Source organism: Actinophytocola sp. NPDC049390, from assembly GCF_044466355.1.
Taxonomy (GTDB): Bacteria; Actinomycetota; Actinomycetes; order Mycobacteriales; family Pseudonocardiaceae; genus Actinophytocola.
In genome coordinates this window covers 203,908-219,299 of the sequence record NZ_JBITMQ010000006.1, presented here as the reverse complement: position 1 = coordinate 219,299, position 15,392 = coordinate 203,908, and the positions used below count along the sequence as shown (strand labels likewise).

13 protein-coding genes are annotated in these 15,392 nt (G+C 70.7%); 7 read left to right on the top strand and 6 right to left on the bottom strand.

The genetic code is table 11. The annotated features are described in order from the left end of the window. The first annotated feature begins 68 nt into the window (after positions 1-68). The 4 genes from ACIBVP_RS19550 to ACIBVP_RS19535 all read left to right on the top strand — a co-directional run bounded on the left by ACIBVP_RS19550 (position 69) and on the right by ACIBVP_RS19535 (position 4,006). On the top strand, positions 69-719 hold the full coding sequence (locus tag ACIBVP_RS19550; RefSeq protein ID WP_396107569.1) for a hypothetical protein: 651 nt from the start codon (positions 69-71) through the stop codon (positions 717-719). Between the two features lie 31 nt (positions 720-750). Further along, on the top strand, positions 751-1,668 hold the full coding sequence (locus tag ACIBVP_RS19545) for a PfkB family carbohydrate kinase (RefSeq protein WP_396107568.1): 918 nt from the start codon (positions 751-753) through the stop codon (positions 1,666-1,668). 112 nt (positions 1,669-1,780) lie between these two features. Continuing rightward, the gene (locus tag ACIBVP_RS19540) at positions 1,781-3,139 is read left to right on the top strand and encodes an NAD-dependent succinate-semialdehyde dehydrogenase (RefSeq protein ID WP_396107567.1); all 1,359 of its coding nucleotides are present in this window, start codon (positions 1,781-1,783) and stop codon (positions 3,137-3,139) included. A 177-nt stretch (positions 3,140-3,316) separates the two neighbouring features. Then, the gene (locus ACIBVP_RS19535; RefSeq protein ID WP_396107566.1) at positions 3,317-4,006 is read left to right on the top strand and encodes a polysaccharide deacetylase family protein; all 690 of its coding nucleotides are present in this window, start codon (positions 3,317-3,319) and stop codon (positions 4,004-4,006) included. Positions 4,007-4,239: 233 nt separating this feature from the next. Here ACIBVP_RS19535 and ACIBVP_RS19530 read toward each other — a convergent pair whose 3' ends face one another. From ACIBVP_RS19530 to ACIBVP_RS19515, 4 genes are all read right to left on the bottom strand, one after another. Next, entirely contained in the window at positions 4,240-5,622 is a 1,383-nt protein-coding gene (locus ACIBVP_RS19530) for a glycosyl hydrolase family 18 protein (protein WP_396107565.1), read from the bottom strand. A gap of 567 nt (positions 5,623-6,189) precedes the next feature. Beyond that, on the bottom strand, positions 6,190-6,561 hold the full coding sequence (locus ACIBVP_RS19525; protein ID WP_396107564.1) for a VOC family protein: 372 nt from the start codon (positions 6,559-6,561) through the stop codon (positions 6,190-6,192). Next, positions 6,558-6,842: a DUF1905 domain-containing protein gene (locus ACIBVP_RS19520; protein WP_396107563.1), complete on the bottom strand. Its 285-nt coding sequence runs from the start codon at positions 6,840-6,842 to the stop codon at positions 6,558-6,560. The genes ACIBVP_RS19525 and ACIBVP_RS19520 overlap by 4 nt, the downstream gene beginning before the upstream one ends. Then, a complete protein-coding gene (locus tag ACIBVP_RS19515; RefSeq protein WP_396107562.1) occupies positions 6,839-7,600 on the bottom strand; it encodes an ArsR/SmtB family transcription factor in 762 nt (253 codons plus the stop codon). Before ACIBVP_RS19515 ends, ACIBVP_RS19520 begins: the two co-directional genes overlap by 4 nt. A gap of 91 nt (positions 7,601-7,691) precedes the next feature. Between ACIBVP_RS19515 and ACIBVP_RS19510 the strand changes: the two genes are divergently transcribed. Both ACIBVP_RS19510 and ACIBVP_RS19505 read left to right on the top strand, forming a co-directional pair. Beyond that, positions 7,692-8,585 (top strand): neutral zinc metallopeptidase, encoded by an 894-nt coding sequence (locus ACIBVP_RS19510; protein WP_396107561.1) that lies wholly within the window; start codon positions 7,692-7,694, stop codon positions 8,583-8,585. A gap of 161 nt (positions 8,586-8,746) precedes the next feature. Next, positions 8,747-12,346: a family 78 glycoside hydrolase catalytic domain gene (locus ACIBVP_RS19505; protein ID WP_396107560.1), complete on the top strand. Its 3,600-nt coding sequence runs from the start codon at positions 8,747-8,749 to the stop codon at positions 12,344-12,346. On the opposite strand, the gene ACIBVP_RS19500 is transcribed toward ACIBVP_RS19505, so the two are convergent. Continuing rightward, the gene (locus tag ACIBVP_RS19500) at positions 12,333-13,604 is read right to left on the bottom strand and encodes an SGNH/GDSL hydrolase family protein (protein ID WP_396107559.1); all 1,272 of its coding nucleotides are present in this window, start codon (positions 13,602-13,604) and stop codon (positions 12,333-12,335) included. The genes ACIBVP_RS19505 and ACIBVP_RS19500 overlap by 14 nt on opposite strands. Positions 13,605-13,764: 160 nt before the next feature. Beyond that, a complete protein-coding gene (locus tag ACIBVP_RS19495) occupies positions 13,765-14,682 on the bottom strand; it encodes an SDR family NAD(P)-dependent oxidoreductase (RefSeq protein WP_396107558.1) in 918 nt (305 codons plus the stop codon). Between the two features lie 210 nt (positions 14,683-14,892). Between ACIBVP_RS19495 and ACIBVP_RS19490 the strand changes: the two genes are divergently transcribed. Next, positions 14,893-15,390 carry a DUF664 domain-containing protein gene (locus tag ACIBVP_RS19490; RefSeq protein WP_396107557.1) on the top strand — a complete coding sequence of 166 codons (498 nt, stop codon included), beginning with the start codon at positions 14,893-14,895 and terminating at the stop codon, positions 15,388-15,390. Positions 15,391-15,392 lie beyond the last annotated feature (2 nt).

Sequence of the window (15,392 nt, the reverse complement as noted above, 5' to 3'; positions counted from 1 at the left end):
AAGTTGACAAACCTTGAATCGGCTTCCCGAGTCGATACCATCCTATTGGATTGTTTGGGGGAATCTGAATGGGAAAGCCTGATCAACCGCGGGGACCGGACGGCAAGTGGGAGCCCCGGGGCGGTGGTGTCGTGGTCGTCGGCGTTGCCCTCGTGTTGAGTGCCAGCGGAATCGGTGGTGGCACCGGAGTCGGCGGGTCCGCCGTGGACGCGGTCGGCTCGGCGAACGTGTCGACCGCCCGGGTGGCGCAGAGCAAACAGTCCGCGCGAAAAGGCCGGGCCGACGACGCGTGGCGCGGCCTGAACCTGCGCCGGGTCAGGAAAGCCGCCGAACCCGCGCTGAACTGCGCCGTCAATTCCTACGGGCAGGTCCGCGACTTCTTTCTCCGCAACCCGTGCAAGGCACTCGACCGAACCCTTTTCACGTTGGCCGACCCGGACGGCAACACCTTCGTCGTGTCCGTGTCGTGGGTACGGATGCGGCAGCGGAGCGACGTACGGCGGCTCAAGGACCTCATCGACGTCGACGGCACCGGCAGCGTCACCCAGCTCGGTGCCGCCGCGTTGACGACGCGGGGCGTGCGCTTCACCGGCACCCCGTTCCGCTCGCGTCCGCACGGCGACCTCCTGGTCGTGGCAGAGGGCGCCGTCGTGTCCGGGTCCCCGGATCCCGAGTTCTTCTCCGTCGTCGTGGACGTCGCGGCCGAGTTGCCCGGTTGAGGTTGCCGGTTCTGGTGGTATCCCGGTCGGCATGGAGGCGGATGATCAGGTTCTCGTCGTCGGGCAGGTGGCTCGTGACCTCGTGCTTCGTGTTGACGAGGCGCCCGGGCCGCGGGAGGCCACGCCCGCGCTGCAGCGGCTGGAGACGCTCGGCGGCAAGGGCGCCAACCAGGCGGTGGGCCTCGCCCAGTTGGGTGTGCCCGTCGCGCTGCTCGGCGTGGTCGGCGACGACCCCGTCGCCGACGACCTGCTGTGCCGGGCCCAGGCCGACGGCATCGACGTCACCCCGGTGGTGCGCCGCCACGGCACCCGCACCGGGCTGATCGTGAGCCTCCTCGACGCCGGCGGGCGGTGGCGCTACGTCGAGGACCTGCCCGACCCCGTCCTGCTCACCGAGCAGGACGTCCTCGACGCCCACCGTCCCGCGCGGTGCACCGTGGTTCAGCTGCAGCAACCGTCGGCGACCGTGCTCGCGGCGGTCCGGCTGGCCGCCGGGCTCGTCGTGCTGGAAGGCGCGCCCGCCGACGACGGGCGCCGGGACGAGATCCTCGCCCGCGCCCACGTCCTGCGTGCCGACGCCAGGGAGGCCGGGCTGCTGACCGGCGCCGAGCCCGCCGACCCCGAGACCGCGGTGCGCGCGGCCCGGGACGTGCAGCGCGACCACGATCTCGCGCTGGTCGCGTTCGGCTACGACGGCGGTGACGTGTTCGTCTGGCGGGGCGGCTGTCTCGTCGCCACCCACGGGGACGCGGAGGTCGTCGACACCACCGGTGCCGGGGACGCGCTCACCGCCGGGCTGACCACCGTCCTCGTGCGCGGTGGCGAGCCGGAGGAGGCCGCCGAACTGGGGGTCGCCGCGGCGGCGGCCACCGTCGAGCACGCGGGCGGGCGTCCCCGTCTCACCCCGTCGCGGCTACGGCACTTCCTGCGCCGTGCCCGCGTTGACTGAGGCCGCACGTAGCGGTGACTCGTCCCACCAGATGACACACGTTGTATACAGTATTCTGTCTGGAATGTAGGGTGGACGTGGACCGTGTCGTAGAGGAAAGGCCCGCGCTTCCATGTACACAGTCACCAACCCGGCGACAGGCGAACTGGTCGAGGAGATCGAGAACGCTAGCGACGAGGAGGTGCGGGCCGCGATCGACCGCGTGCACAGCGCCTACCCGGCCTGGCGGGCGCGGTCGGTCGCCGAGCGCGCGAAGATCGTCTCCCGGGCGGCGGAGCTGTTCGCGGAACGGTCCGACGAACTGGCCGAGATCATGACGCTCGAGATGGGCAAGCGGATCAACGAGGGCCGCGGCGAGGTCGGCATCGTGGTCGACATCTTCACCTACTACGCGGACAACGCCGCGACGCTGCTCGCCGACGAGCCGATGAAGGTCACGACGGGCGACGCGGTGATCGTGAAGCAGCCGATCGGCGCGCTGCTCGGCGTGATGCCGTGGAACTTCCCGTGCTACCAGGTCGCCCGGTTCGTCGCGCCGAACCTGGTGCTGGGCAACACGATCCTGCTCAAGCACGCGTCGATCTGCCCGCGCTCGGCGCAGGCCATCGCCGACATCCTGCACGAGGCCGGGGTGCCGGAGGACGTGTACGTGAACACGTTCGCCGCCAGCCGGCAGATCCCGGCGGTGCTCGCGGACCCGCGGATCATGGGTGTGTCGCTGACCGGCAGCGAACCGGCGGGCATCTCGGTCGCCACCGAGGCGGGCAAGCACCTGAAGAAGACCGTGCTGGAGCTCGGTGGTTCCGACCCGCTGGTCGTGCTCGACTCCGCCGACCTGGACGAGACGGTGAAGCAGACCGCGACCGCGCGGATGCGCAACTGCGGCCAGTCGTGCAACGCGCCGAAGCGGATGATCGTGCTGGACGAGCTGTACGACGACTTCGTCGACAAGCTGACCAAGCACGTGGCCGACTACTTCCAGCCGGGCGACCCGGCCGACCCGGCGACGAAGCTGCCGCCGCTGGCGTCCGCCGCCGCCGCGGACGAGGTGGCCGAGCAGGTGCACAAGGCGGTCGAGCAGGGCGCGACGCTGCGCACGGGCGGCAAGCGGATCGAGCCGGGCGCGTACCTGGAGGCGACCGTGCTGACCGACGTGACGCGCGAGATGGACGCCTACTACGAGGAGATCTTCGGCCCGGTGGTGGTCGTGTTCCGCGCGCGGGACGTCGACCACGCCATCGAGCTCGCCAACGACTCACCGTTCGGGCTCGGCGCGAGCGTGTGGGGCACGGACCCGGCCCGCCTGCGTCACGTGGCCGAGCGGATCGAGGCGGGGATGGTGTACGTCAACCGCGCGGGCGGCTCGTCGGCCGACCTCCCCTTCGGCGGCATCAAGCGTTCCGGCATCGGCCGCGAGCTCGGCCCCGCCGGCATCGAGGAGTTCATGAACAAGAAGGCGATCCGCCTGTAGCCCATCGCGACCGAGAAACGGGCCGGAGCACACGCTCCGGCCCGTTTCTCATGCTCCGAAAATTTCGGCCCGTTCACCTCGCGATTGACAACGCACGGCGAATATCTCTACATTCAATTCCGGAATTGTTTCGAAACTTCCGGAATTCATCGTCGTCGCGACAGACGGGAGCACGGTGTGTCCGCCGCACGAACCCTCGGTCTTGTCCTCGTTCCCCTGTTGACGCTCGGCGTGACCCCCGCCCAGGCCGAACGACATGCGCCACCCACTCCGTCCATAGTGGACTCGACGCGCGACGGCGGCCAGTCGGTGGCCCTCACGTTCGACGACGGACCCGACCCGCGCAACACGCCCGAGCTGCTGAAACTGTTGCGGCGCAACCATGTCCGCGCGGTCTTCTGCCTGTGGGGCGAGCACGCGCGGCAGCATCCCGCGCTGGTCCGCCAGATCGTGTCCGACGGTCACATCCTGTGCAACCACTCGCTCAACCACGACGACCTGTCGACGTGGTCGCCGGAGGCGATCCGCGCGGACCTCGAGGCGACCAACGCCGCGATCCGTGCCGCGGTGCCCTGGGCGCGGATCCCGTATTTCCGCGCACCCTACGGCGCGTGGGGCCAGAGCCCGGAGGTCGCCGCCGCGATGGGCATGCAGCCACTCGGCTGGCGACTGGCGATCGGCGACTGGGAGCCACCGGGCACCGACGTGCTCGTCGACCGCATCCTGACGGGCGTCAGCCGGGGCGCGGTGGTCCTGCTGCACGATGGCGGCGGCGACCGCACCCAGACCGTCGAGGCGGTCGCGGCGGTCATCCCGCGGTTGCGGTCCGACGGCTGGCACTTCTCCGTCCCCGCCCGGCGCGGGTGATCACCCGCGGTCCCGCCGCGGCTGCTCCGCTGACGGTTTCGGTGCCTGGCGTTGGCCTCCGGCCCCCGGTCACCAGCCTCTCACGGTGCACAGACATCGTTGCTGGCACCGACCTCGCCCGGAGCCGGGTTGTCCACAACGCGGCATGTTGTCCACAACCCCGCCCCACGAGGCCGATCCCCGTCGGTGCCCGCCGGTACGCTGGTTTCCGGGGGCCGGAGGCCGCTCTCACCTCAGGCCGGGAGCCGCCACACCTGGTTGCTGCCGCCGAAGCAGTCCCAGATCTGCAGGCGTGTCCCGTCCGCGGAACTCGGACCCGTCGCGTCCAGGCAGCGGCCCGACGCCGGGTTCCGCAGCGTCCCGTTCGACTGTGCCTGCCACTGCTGCGCGCCCGTCCCGTTGCAGTCGTACAACTGGACCACCGTGCCGTTCGCGGTGCCGGCGGCCGTGACGTCCATGCACTTGCCCAGTGCCCGCAACGTGCCGTCGGCACCGACCGTCCAGCTCTGCGCGTTCGTCCCGTTGCACGTCCACAGCTGGACCGCCGTCCCGTTGGCGGAGTTGGCGCCCGCGACGTCGACGCACTTGCCGCCGATGCCGGTGATCGGACCGGTGCGACCGGCAGGCGGGTTGCCGCCTCCCGTGGCGACCTCGTAGATCGCGCTCACGAGCGACGTGCTGCCGCCCGTGTCCTGCGACAGCTCCCAGTTCATGATCCCGCCCGCGTTCGCCATCGCCCACTGGGTTTTGCGTTTGATCGTGGGGATGCCGTTGTAGCACTGCTGCGCGCCGCCGACCGAGACGCAGTCGCGGTTCGCGTTCGCCGGGTCCATCGCCACGAGCTGGCTGTAGGTGTAGTAGCCCGGGCGGCTGTAGAACGGCACACCGAGCACCGTCTTGCTCGCCGGGAGGCCGCGGCCCTTCCAGTAGTTCGCCGACTGGATGGACCAGTCGTAGTTCGCGTGCGGGCTGCCACCGTCGTAGGCCATGATGTTGAGCCAGTCGACGTAGCCGAACACCGGTGTCTGCACGCCCTCGGCGGTGCCGCCGCCGGACACCACCGCCGCGGTGAGCAGCTTGCCCCGGCTGTGCATCGCCGACGACAGCTGCTGCATCAACGCGGTGAAGTTGGTTCCCGAGGCGTACGGGTCCGGGTACTCCCAGTCGATGTCGACGCCGTCGAGGTTGTACTGGTTCACCACGTTGACCACGCTGTTGACGAACGTGGTGCGTGACGTGGCGTTCGCCGCCAGCGCCTCGAACGCGGAGTCGTTGCCGTCGTTCCAGCCGCCGATCGCCAGCGAGACCTTGACGTTGTTGCTGTGCCCCAGGCTCACCAGCGACGACAGCTTGCCCGGGTCGGGGATGGCCTGCAACGTGCCGTTCGCGTTCGGCAGCGCGAAGGCGTAGTTGACGTGCGTCAGCTTGTTGTACTGGACGCTGTTCACGCTTCCGGACCACGACGGCAGGTAGCCGACGCTCCGGAACCCGTTGGGCAGCACCGCGGCCGCCGCCGGTGACGCGGCGACCACCACCAGCCCGGTGGCGACGGTCGCCAGGGCCAGCCCGGCGGCACCCCACCGGCGTCTGCGCCGGGTCAGGTCAGAGTTGTGCATGGGCGTTCCTTCCAAGGCAGGGAGAAGGGTGACGCGTTCGCGGAACCGGTTCCGGCCCAGTGAACATCGGATCTCTCCCGGCCGTCAATAGTGGCCGGCACATTGGTTCAACCACTTGCGCGACCGAGGCAAGCCCTTTCTTGGCCGGACGCACCGGACGACCGCGCTCGTTCGACGCGCGCTTCGACCCGTTCGACGGGAGTTCGAGAATTTCGGAGGTGCCCGGCCGACCCGTGGGCACGGGCGGACGACATCGCGCGGCGTGTGCGGCCGCCGCCATTTCCTCGCAGGTACTTTCCGGTCACCCGTTTCGGCGCGAAAGGCGACGGTGTCACCGCCCGCACGATCGCATTCGCGCGGGCGGTGCGTACCTGCGGCCGAGTTTCGTGCAGCCCTGAGCAGCCCCGACCTGGACACCGCGCTCCGCTTCAAGACCGACTCCGTGCGCGGCGGCTTCAGCCACGTCGAGCATCAGCGTCGAGAACATGACCGTCGCGCGGGCCGGGCGCGCCCTCAACCTGCGCGGTTACCCGGACAACCCCGTCGGCGCCATCAACCTGACGGGCGTCAGGTCTCGGTGATGGAGAAGGCGTTGCCGTCGGGGTCGCGGAAGGCGAACATCGCCGGCACGCCCGGCCAGGCGAGGACCTCGTCGGTGTCGACACCCGCGGCGGTGAGGGCGGCGTGCGCCGCAGCCGCGTCATCGGTGGTGAAGCGGATCATGATCGGGCCGCGGGTGACGTCCGCGGTGGCCTGGTCCAGGGTGACGACGACACCGTCGTCACCGCCGGGTGCCAGCTCGATCCACCGCCCCGTCGGGATCGGCCCGTCGCGCACGACGGTGAAGCCGAGCGTGTCGACGTAGAACCGCAGCGCCTGCTCCTGGTCGTCGACGGGCACGCTGACGGTCCGGACGCCGGTGATGACCTTCGCGCTCATCGGGCGATCCGCTCGTCGAGGGTGACGGTGACGGTGTCGCCGGCCTGCTTGCCGATGCGGGCACGGGTCTCGGCGTCGAACGCGAGCTTGTGCGTGCCGTCGCCGAGTGCCATGAACGAGCCCCGGAACGGTTCGCCGTCGACGCGGCCACGGACCTTCACCAGGCCGCGGGCGCCGAAGAACTCGGCGGAGCCCGGCATGACGACGTAGGTCCAGCCACCCTTGCTGGGGCTTTTGAGCAGTGTCGCGGTGAACGTCTTGTCCAGCTTCGTGGTGGTCATGGTTGTTCGCCTCCATACATGAGCGATCCCGGTGTGGTCAGTTCGGTGCCGGTCTCCAGCCAGGTCTTGAGCCCGGACAGGATCATCGGCCAGCCGCCGTAGAGGTGGTCGTCGGCGTCGGCCGCGAGTTGGTCGTGCCGGACGACGAGCCGGCAGCTGTCGCCGACCTCCTCGATCTCCCACGTCACCCGGCTGGTGCCCTGGGCGGCGATGTCGTCGTCCCAGATGGCGTGGTAGCTCTGCACGAGCCGCCGGGGCGGGTCGACCTCGAGGTTCTCACCCTCGATCAACCCGCCTGCCCCGGCGTGGGAGACCCGGTAGGCAGAACCCACGGCCCAGTCCGACTCGACGCGCGCGCCGAACTGGAACCGCGCCCGGGTCGCGGGATCGGTGATCGCCTCCCACAGCCGCTGCGGCGTCGTGCGGATGAAGATCTCGAACACCTTCTCCACGTCTGCCTCCAGATGTCGTTTCAGGTCGACGAGGCCCGCGGCCCACGTCTCGGTGTACTTGCTGACCCAGCGGTCGTGGAGGAGGCGGATCGGCACGGGGTTCAGGAAGTGCAGCTTCTCCCGACCACGCCGGTCCGACACGACCAGGCCGGCCTCCTCGAGCAGGCGGAGGTGCTTGGCCACGGCCACCCTCGTCATCGCGAACCGGCTCGCCAGCGCGTTCAGCGACTGCCCGTCGCGCCGGAACAGCTCGTCGAGCAGCTCCCGGCGCGTCGGATCCGCCAACGCCTTGAAAACCCGTTCCACACGACCGAGGATAGGAAACCATTTGGTTTCATGTCAACCCCGGCCGCGCGGTGACCGTGCCGATGCCGGGCGCGCGTGCGAGCATTTGCGGGTGAGATTCAACGAGGGTGCGGACCTCGACACGTCGCAGGTCACCGACCAGCGCGGGATGGGCGGGCGCATCGCAGCGGGCGGTGGCGGGCTCGGCATCCTCGGGCTCGTCCTCTACTTCGTGATCTCCCAGTTCGGCGGTGGCGGCGGCACGGCGCTGCCACCCGGGTTCGGCGACATCGGCCAGGGTGAGCAGGTCGGCTCGTCGTCGCTCGCCGAGCGGTGCAAGACGGGCGCCGACGCCAACCGCGAAGCGGACTGCCGCGCGGTCGCGTTCATCAACTCGATCCAGAGCTTCTGGACCAGCCGCCTCGACGGGTACCAGGAAGCGGAGACGAACTTCTTCTCCGGCGGCGTGCAGACCGGCGGCTGCGGCAGCGCGACGTCGGCGACCGGGCCGTTCTACTGCCCCGCCGACGCCGAGGTGTACATCGACCTGACGTTCTTCCAGGAGATGGAGAGCAAGTTCGGCGCGCAGGGCGGACCGTTCGTCGAGGGGTACATCCTCGCGCACGAGTACGGCCACCACGTGCAGAACCTGCTCGGCACGTCACGCCAGGTCGGCAACGCCAGCGGACCGAAGTCGGGTTCCGTGCGGCTCGAACTGCAGGCCGACTGCTACGCGGGCGCGTGGGCCAACCACGCGACCACCACCCCGACCGAGACCGGCGAGCCGCTGATCACCGAGGTGACGCGGGAGGACATCGCCGCCGCGCTCGACGCCGCCTCCCGCATCGGCGACGACTACATCCAGAAGGAACTGGGCGGTGGGTCCGTCGACACGACCCAGTTCACGCACGGCTCCTCGGCGCAGCGCCAGAAGTGGTACACGATCGGCTACGAGACCGGCGACCCGAACCGCTGCGACACCTTCGCCACCGACGACCTCGGCTGACACGCAAAGGCCCCCTTCGGCACGCCGCGACCGCCCCTTCGGTGCGGTTGCCGCCGTTCGGGCGTTGCCACTGCGTGACCGACTGGTTACAGTTGTCTCGACCCGGGTTGTGAAACGTTTAAATCCCCTGCCACGTCGGTTCGCTCGGTGGGAGCCCTGCCATGCCCCGGAACAGCCGCCGCTCACTCGTCCCCGTCCTCGTCACGACCCTCGTCCTCGCCGTGGTCGGCGTGCCGCCCGCGGCCGCCGCGCCGCCCGGCCTCGCCGGTGCGCACTGGATCTGGTTCCCCGAGGGGAACCCACGCACCTCCGCCCCGGAAGGGCACCGCTTCTTCCGCACCACCTTCACCGTCGCGCCCGGCGCCGTCTCCGACGCCACGTTCGTGGTCACCGGCGACGACACCGTCGACGTGTGGCTCAACGGCACGCCACTCGCAGGCTCCCCGCGCCGCGACCACTCGTGGCGCCAGTCGATCCTTGTCGACCTGCGGCCCGCGCTCCTTCCCGGCGCCAACACGATCGCGGTCGCCGTCCGCAACACGGCCACCTCACCGGCGGGCCTGATCGGCCGCGGCCGGATCGTCACCGCGGGCGGCACTACCGACCTCGTCACCGGCGCGGGCTGGCAGGCCAGCCGGACCGCGCCCGCCGACTGGCAGCAGGGCACCTGGGTGGCCGCCCAGGACCTGGGCGCCTACGGGATCGCGCCCTGGCACCAGGACGTCCTGGCCCCGGAGGACACGGGCTCGCCGCTGCGCGTCACCGAGGGCACGGTCGAGCACCGCGCCGACCCGCTCGGCGTCGACACCGCGAAGCCGCGTTTCGGTTGGCAGCTCACGGCTTCCGCACCGCAACAGCGCCAGGCCGCCTACCGGCTCACGGTGTCGGGCCCGGCGGGCGTGGTGTGGGACAGCGGCCGCGTCGTGTCCGGCACCCGCGCCGACGTCACCTACGGCGGGCCCGCGCTCGCCCCGCTCACCCGGTACACGTGGCGTGTCCGGGTGTGGGACGGCCAGGGGCGGGCGGGTGACTGGAGCCCGGTGTACTCGTTCGAGACCGCGCCAGAAGCCTGGACTGCCGACTTCATCGGGCAGGAACCCGTCGCGCCGTCGCTCTCCGGTGCGCGCTGGATCTGGTACCCCGAGGGTGATCCGGTCGCCGGGGTGCCGCCGTCGACGCGCTACTTCCGGCGCACGGTCGACGTCCCGGCCGCGGGCCGCGCCACGCTGGTGATCACCGGTGACGACACCGCCGACGTGTGGGTCAACGGCACGCAGGTCACCTCGTCGCCTCGGGTGACGGACTCGTGGAAGAGCGCTGCCGTGGTCGAGGTACCGCTCGCCGCGGGGCCGAACGTGCTCGCGGTCCGTGCGGAGAACACCACACAGTCCCCCGCCGGTGTGGTCGGGGTCCTGGCTGTCCACGGTGGACAGCACGTCGTGACCGACGGCGGGTGGAAGGCGAGCCAGAGCGGGCTGCCCGGCTGGGAGCGGCCGGGGTTCGACGACAGTCCGTGGCCCGCCGCGCGTGCGCTCGCCGCGTACGGCACCGGTCCGTGGGGCGCCAACGTGCGGGTCACGCAACCGGCGCCGTTGCTGCGCAAGGGGTTCAGCGTCACCAAGCCGGTGGCCCGGGCGCGCCTGATGACCACCGCGCTCGGCCTGCACGAGACCCGGCTCAACGGCGAGAAGGTCGGCGCGGACGTGCTCGCACCCGGCTGGACCGACTACCGCAAACGCTTGCAGTACACGGTGCACGACGTGACGGACACGATCAGGCAGGGTGCGAACGCGCTCGGTGCGTGGCTCGGCAACGGCTGGTACTCGGGCAGCCTCGGCATGGCGGGCAACCAGTACTACGGCACCCGGCCGTGGTACTCGGCACAGCTGGTGGTCACCCACACCGACGGCACGACATCCGTGCTCGGCACCGACGAGACGTGGAAGGTCGCGGCGAGCCCGATCCGCGCCGACGACCTGTACCACGGCGAGACCTACGACGCGCGGCTCGCGGTGTCCGGTTGGGACGCTCCGGGTTTCGACGACAGCACGTGGGCGGCGCCTGCCGTCCGCACCGACCCGCTGCCGAACCTGGTGTCCCAGGTGGACAACGGGGTGACCGTGCAGCAGGAGTTCCGGCCGGTCGCGATCACGCAACCGAAACCGGATGTGTGGGTGTTCGACCTCGGCCAGAACTTCACCGGCTGGAACCGGCTCGCCGTGCGCGGACCGGCGGGCACGACCGTCACGATGCGGCACGCGGAGGTGCTCAACCCCGACGGCACGATCTACACGGCGAACCTGCGTGCCGCCCAGGTCACCGACCGGTACACCCTTGAGGGCAACGGCGGTGTGGAGACGTGGGAGCCGAGGTTCACCGTGCACGGCTACCGGTACGTCGAGGTCACCGGGCTGACGGAGGCGCCGACCGCGGACACGGTGACCGGTCGCGCGGCGTGGGCGTCCGGCGGGCAGCCGGGCACGCTGACGACGTCGAACCCGCTCGTGAACCAGTTGCAGCACAACATCGTCTGGGGCACGCGGTCCAACATGCTGTCGATCCCGACCGACTGCCCGCAGCGCGACGAGCGGCTGGGGTGGACCGGCGACATCGCGATCTTCGCGGGCACGTCCACGTTCAACCTGGCCGCGCGGAACTTTCTCGCCAAGTTCGCCGACGACCTCGTCGACGCGCAGCGCGCGGACGGCGCGTTCACCGACGTGGCACCGGCCGTGATCGACGGCGCCGGCCACGCAGGATGGGGCGACGCTGGCGTGATCGTGCCGTACACGCTGTGGCAGCGTTACGGCGACACGGACGTGATCGACGAGCACTTCGCGGCGATGGCGAAGTGGGTGGACTACCTGCGTTCGACGTCGGGCGCGGACCTGATCCGTGACCAGTGGACGTTCGGGGACTGGCTCAACGTCAACGACAACACCCCGCAGGACGTGCTGTCGACCGCGTTCTTCTCGTGGTCGGCGCGGCTGGTGTCCCGCATGGCGGCGGCGACCGGGCGTGCTTCAGAGGCCGCCTCGTATGGCGCGCTCGCCGACGACGTGGCCGCGGCGTTCACCGGCCGGTTCGTCCGCGCGGACGGCACGATCGGGTCGAACTCGCAGACCGGGTACGTGGTGGCGCTGGCGTTCGGGTTGCTGCCGCCGTCACTGCGGCAGCCGGCGGCCGACAAGCTGGCCGCGAAGGTCGCGTCGACCGGCGGTCACCTGTCGGTGGGCTTCCTCGGCGTGGAGAACCTGCTGCCGGTGCTGGCCGAGCACGGGCACGTCGACACGGCGTACGAGATCCTGCTGCAGCCGGACTTCCCCGGCTGGGGCTACATGAACAGCCGTGGCGCGACCACGATCTGGGAGCGGTGGGACGGTATCCGACCGGACGGCTCGTTCAACGACCCGGACATGAACTCCTTCAACCACTACGGCATGGGCTCGGTCGGCGACTTCCTGTACCGGCAGGTGGCCGGTCTCGCCCCGGCCAGTCCCGGGTACGGGTCGCTGCTGATCGCACCGCGTCCCGGCGGCGGCCTCACCTCGGCGAGCGCCACCTACGAGACACCGCACGGCACCGCGAAGAGCGACTGGTCCACATCGGACGGCGTACTGACGCTGCGCGTGACGGTTCCGGCGGGCACGTGGGCGACGGTCCGCGTACCGGGCACGGTGACGTCGTACCCGCCGGAAGCGGTGCCGGTCGACGGTGGTTTCTACGTGCCTTCGGGGAGTTACGTGTTCACCGCCGCGTGAACAGCCTGGCCGGGACCGCGTCCGCGAGGGCGCGGTACCCGGTCGGGTTGAGGTGCAGGTGGTCGCCGGTGTCGTAGGCCGGGAGCAGTTGTCCCGGTGCGGCCGGGTCGCGGGCGACCCTGTCGAAGTCGATGACGGCGTCGAAGACGCGGCTCGTCCGGATCCAGTGGTTCACGGTCTGTCGCGCGGCTTCGCGGTGGCCGGCCGGGTCGTCGTAGGAGGTGTTGCCGCCGAAGGGAAGGAGCGTCGCGCCGAAGATCTCGATGCCCTGCGCGTGCGCGCGGACCACGATCTGTTCGTACGCGGCGATCAGGTCGGCCGCGACCTGGTGCTGCGCCTCCGGAGTGGCCGCCGCGGTGCCGATGTCGTTGACGCCCTCGAACACGATCAGCCACTCGGCCCCGCTCTGCGCGAGGACGTCCCGGTCGAGGCGGGCCAGCGCGTTGGGGCCGAGGCCGTCGTTGAGCACGCGGTTGCCGCCCGCCGCCTGGTTCAGCACGGCGAGGTGCCGGAGGCGGTCGGCGAACCGGTCGGGCCAGCGGTCGTTGCCGTTGGTGGTGGAGCCGCGGCCGTCGGTCAGCGAGTCGCCGAGCATCACCACGGCCGCGGTGTCGCGCGGGCCCAGCACCTCGACGCCGGACAGGAAGTACCAGTGGTCCGTCGGCGTCGCGCCCGGCAGGTCGGGATCGGTGACGTGGTTGCCCGCCACGAGGTGCGAGGTGGTCCGGGAGCCCGGGTGTGACGTGATGTTGTTCGACGCCTGGCCACGCCGCAGGTAGATCGTGACGGTCAGGTTCGTCCGCGGCGCGAGGGGAAAGGCCAGCGGATCCGACACCACTTGCGCGCCAACGGGAATCGTGGTCGACGCCCGTCCGTTGAAACGCACCGCCCGCGCCGAGCCCGGTTCGATGGCCGCCACCCCGGCCCGGCCGCCGGCGGGCAGCGCGACCGACGCGGCGGTGATCGGCAGTGCGGTGCCGCCGAAGGCGTTGGAGAACCGCAGGCGCAGATTCGGGCCGCCGACCGTCACCCGCACGGTCTGCCGCAACGTCGTGTCCGCCATGACGAGCCCGTCCTGTGTGAACGGCGGCGGTGGCATGTTTCCCGGTTCGGTGAGCTGCGGCATGGACGTCCACGTGTTGACCCAGTTCCCGGCCGCGACCGGCGACCCGGCGGCCTGGTTGCCAACCCCTTGCGCCACAACGACGAGAGCGGCCACCAGCACAGCCACGAGACCGACGACGACACGCCCGCGCATACGCCCTCCCGAATTCCGAAATTTTCGCCCCGAATTGTTCTGGCTTCGCGAAAACGCTAAGGCACGGCACAATTTCCGGTCAACAAAAAGAATTTCGGAAGTTTCGGAATTCTCAGGTCCGGCAGGCCCCGAGGAGGCGCGTGAGGTAGCCGGCGGCCGGTCAGTTCTCGCCGACGGCGGCCCGGTCGTCGAAGTCCACGGGCACGTGCGCGGGCTCCAGCCATTCACGCAGCGTCGGCGGCAGCCGCTTCTCGAGCCCGTACGGCTCCAGGTGCGCGGCGAACACCTCGTCGAACGCCCGCTCGACGCTCTCGTCGTCCCAGTTGTCGCGTTCCAGCACGGGCGCCTTGAAGAAGGGCTGGCCGACGATGTGCAGCTGCGGCCCGTTGCACCGGATCACCTGCCCGGTGACGCCGCGCGAGCGGTCCCCGAGCAGGAACGTGACCAGCGGTGCGACCCGCTCCGGGGTGCGGTCGGGCGGGCAGTTGCGCAACGATCGTTCGCAGCCGAGCACCATGCGGGTGCGGGCGAGCGGGCACACCGCGTTGACCCGGATGCCCGCGACCTCGAGGTCGAGCGCCCACGAGTAGGTCAGCGACGCGACCGCGCCCTTGGTGGCGGCGTAGGTGCCGCGAGCCCGCTGCCCGAGTAACGCGCCGGAGGAGATGTTGACGATCGACCCGTCGCGGCCCATGACCCGCATCGCGGCGAGCCCCGTGTAGATGACGCCGAGGAGGTTGACCTCGACCAGTTCCTTGGCCAGACGGGCGTCCTCGTCCCACGGCAGCACCGCGTAGTTCAGCCCGGCGTTGTTGACGAGCCCGTCAAGCCTGCCGTACTCGGCGACGCACAGGTCGACGAGCGCCCGCGCCTCGTCGGCGTCGGCCACCGAGTGGGCGCTCACGACCGCGGCGCCGCCGCTCGCGGTGATCAGCGCGGCCGTCTCGTTCGCGAGGCCCTCGTCGACGTCGTTGACCACGACCGCGGCGCCCGCCGCGGCCGCATGGCGTGCGAACGCGCGCCCCAGCCCTTGCCCGGCCCCGGTCACCACCACTGCTCGCCCGTCCAACGACGTCATCGTCCGCTCCCCACGGTCGTCCGCCACACGCCTTCAGTCTCCATCCGGGACGGGCGTCCCGCCCGTGTCCTCGACAGGAGGTCGGATCGGTGCGGCCAATGAACACGGAGCACTTCGGCAGGGCCATACGTCCCGGCGTAACGCCCAGCGGTCACCGTGGTGCGACGACCGGCCATGTGAGCCGGTCACGGACGGCGTAACGTCGTTCCCGTGACGAGTGCGGAGTTGCTCACCGACGCGTTCGGACGGATCAAGGAGGTCGTCCACGGCGCCGTCGAGGGGCTCACGGAAGACCAGCTCACCCACCGGCCGGGGCCGGAGGCCAACTCGATCGCCTGGCTGGTGTGGCACCTGACCCGCATCCAGGACGATCACGTCGCGGACGTCGCGGGCACCGAGGAGACCTGGCCGGCATGGGCCGACCGGTTCGGGCTGCCCTTCGGCCCGCACGACACCGGCTACGGCCACGACGCGGCCACCGTCGGCAAGGTCCGGGTGCCTGCGAACCTCCTGCTCGGCTACCACGACGCGACCCACGCGCGCACCGTCGAGTACGTTTCCGGGGTCACCGACGATGATCTCGGGCGCATCGTGGACGAGCGCTGGGATCCGCCGGTGACGCTGGGCGTCCGGCTGCTGAGCGTCGTCTCCGACGACCTGCAGCACGCCGGGCAGGCCGCGTTCGTGCGCGGTCTGCTGCCCCGCTAGGC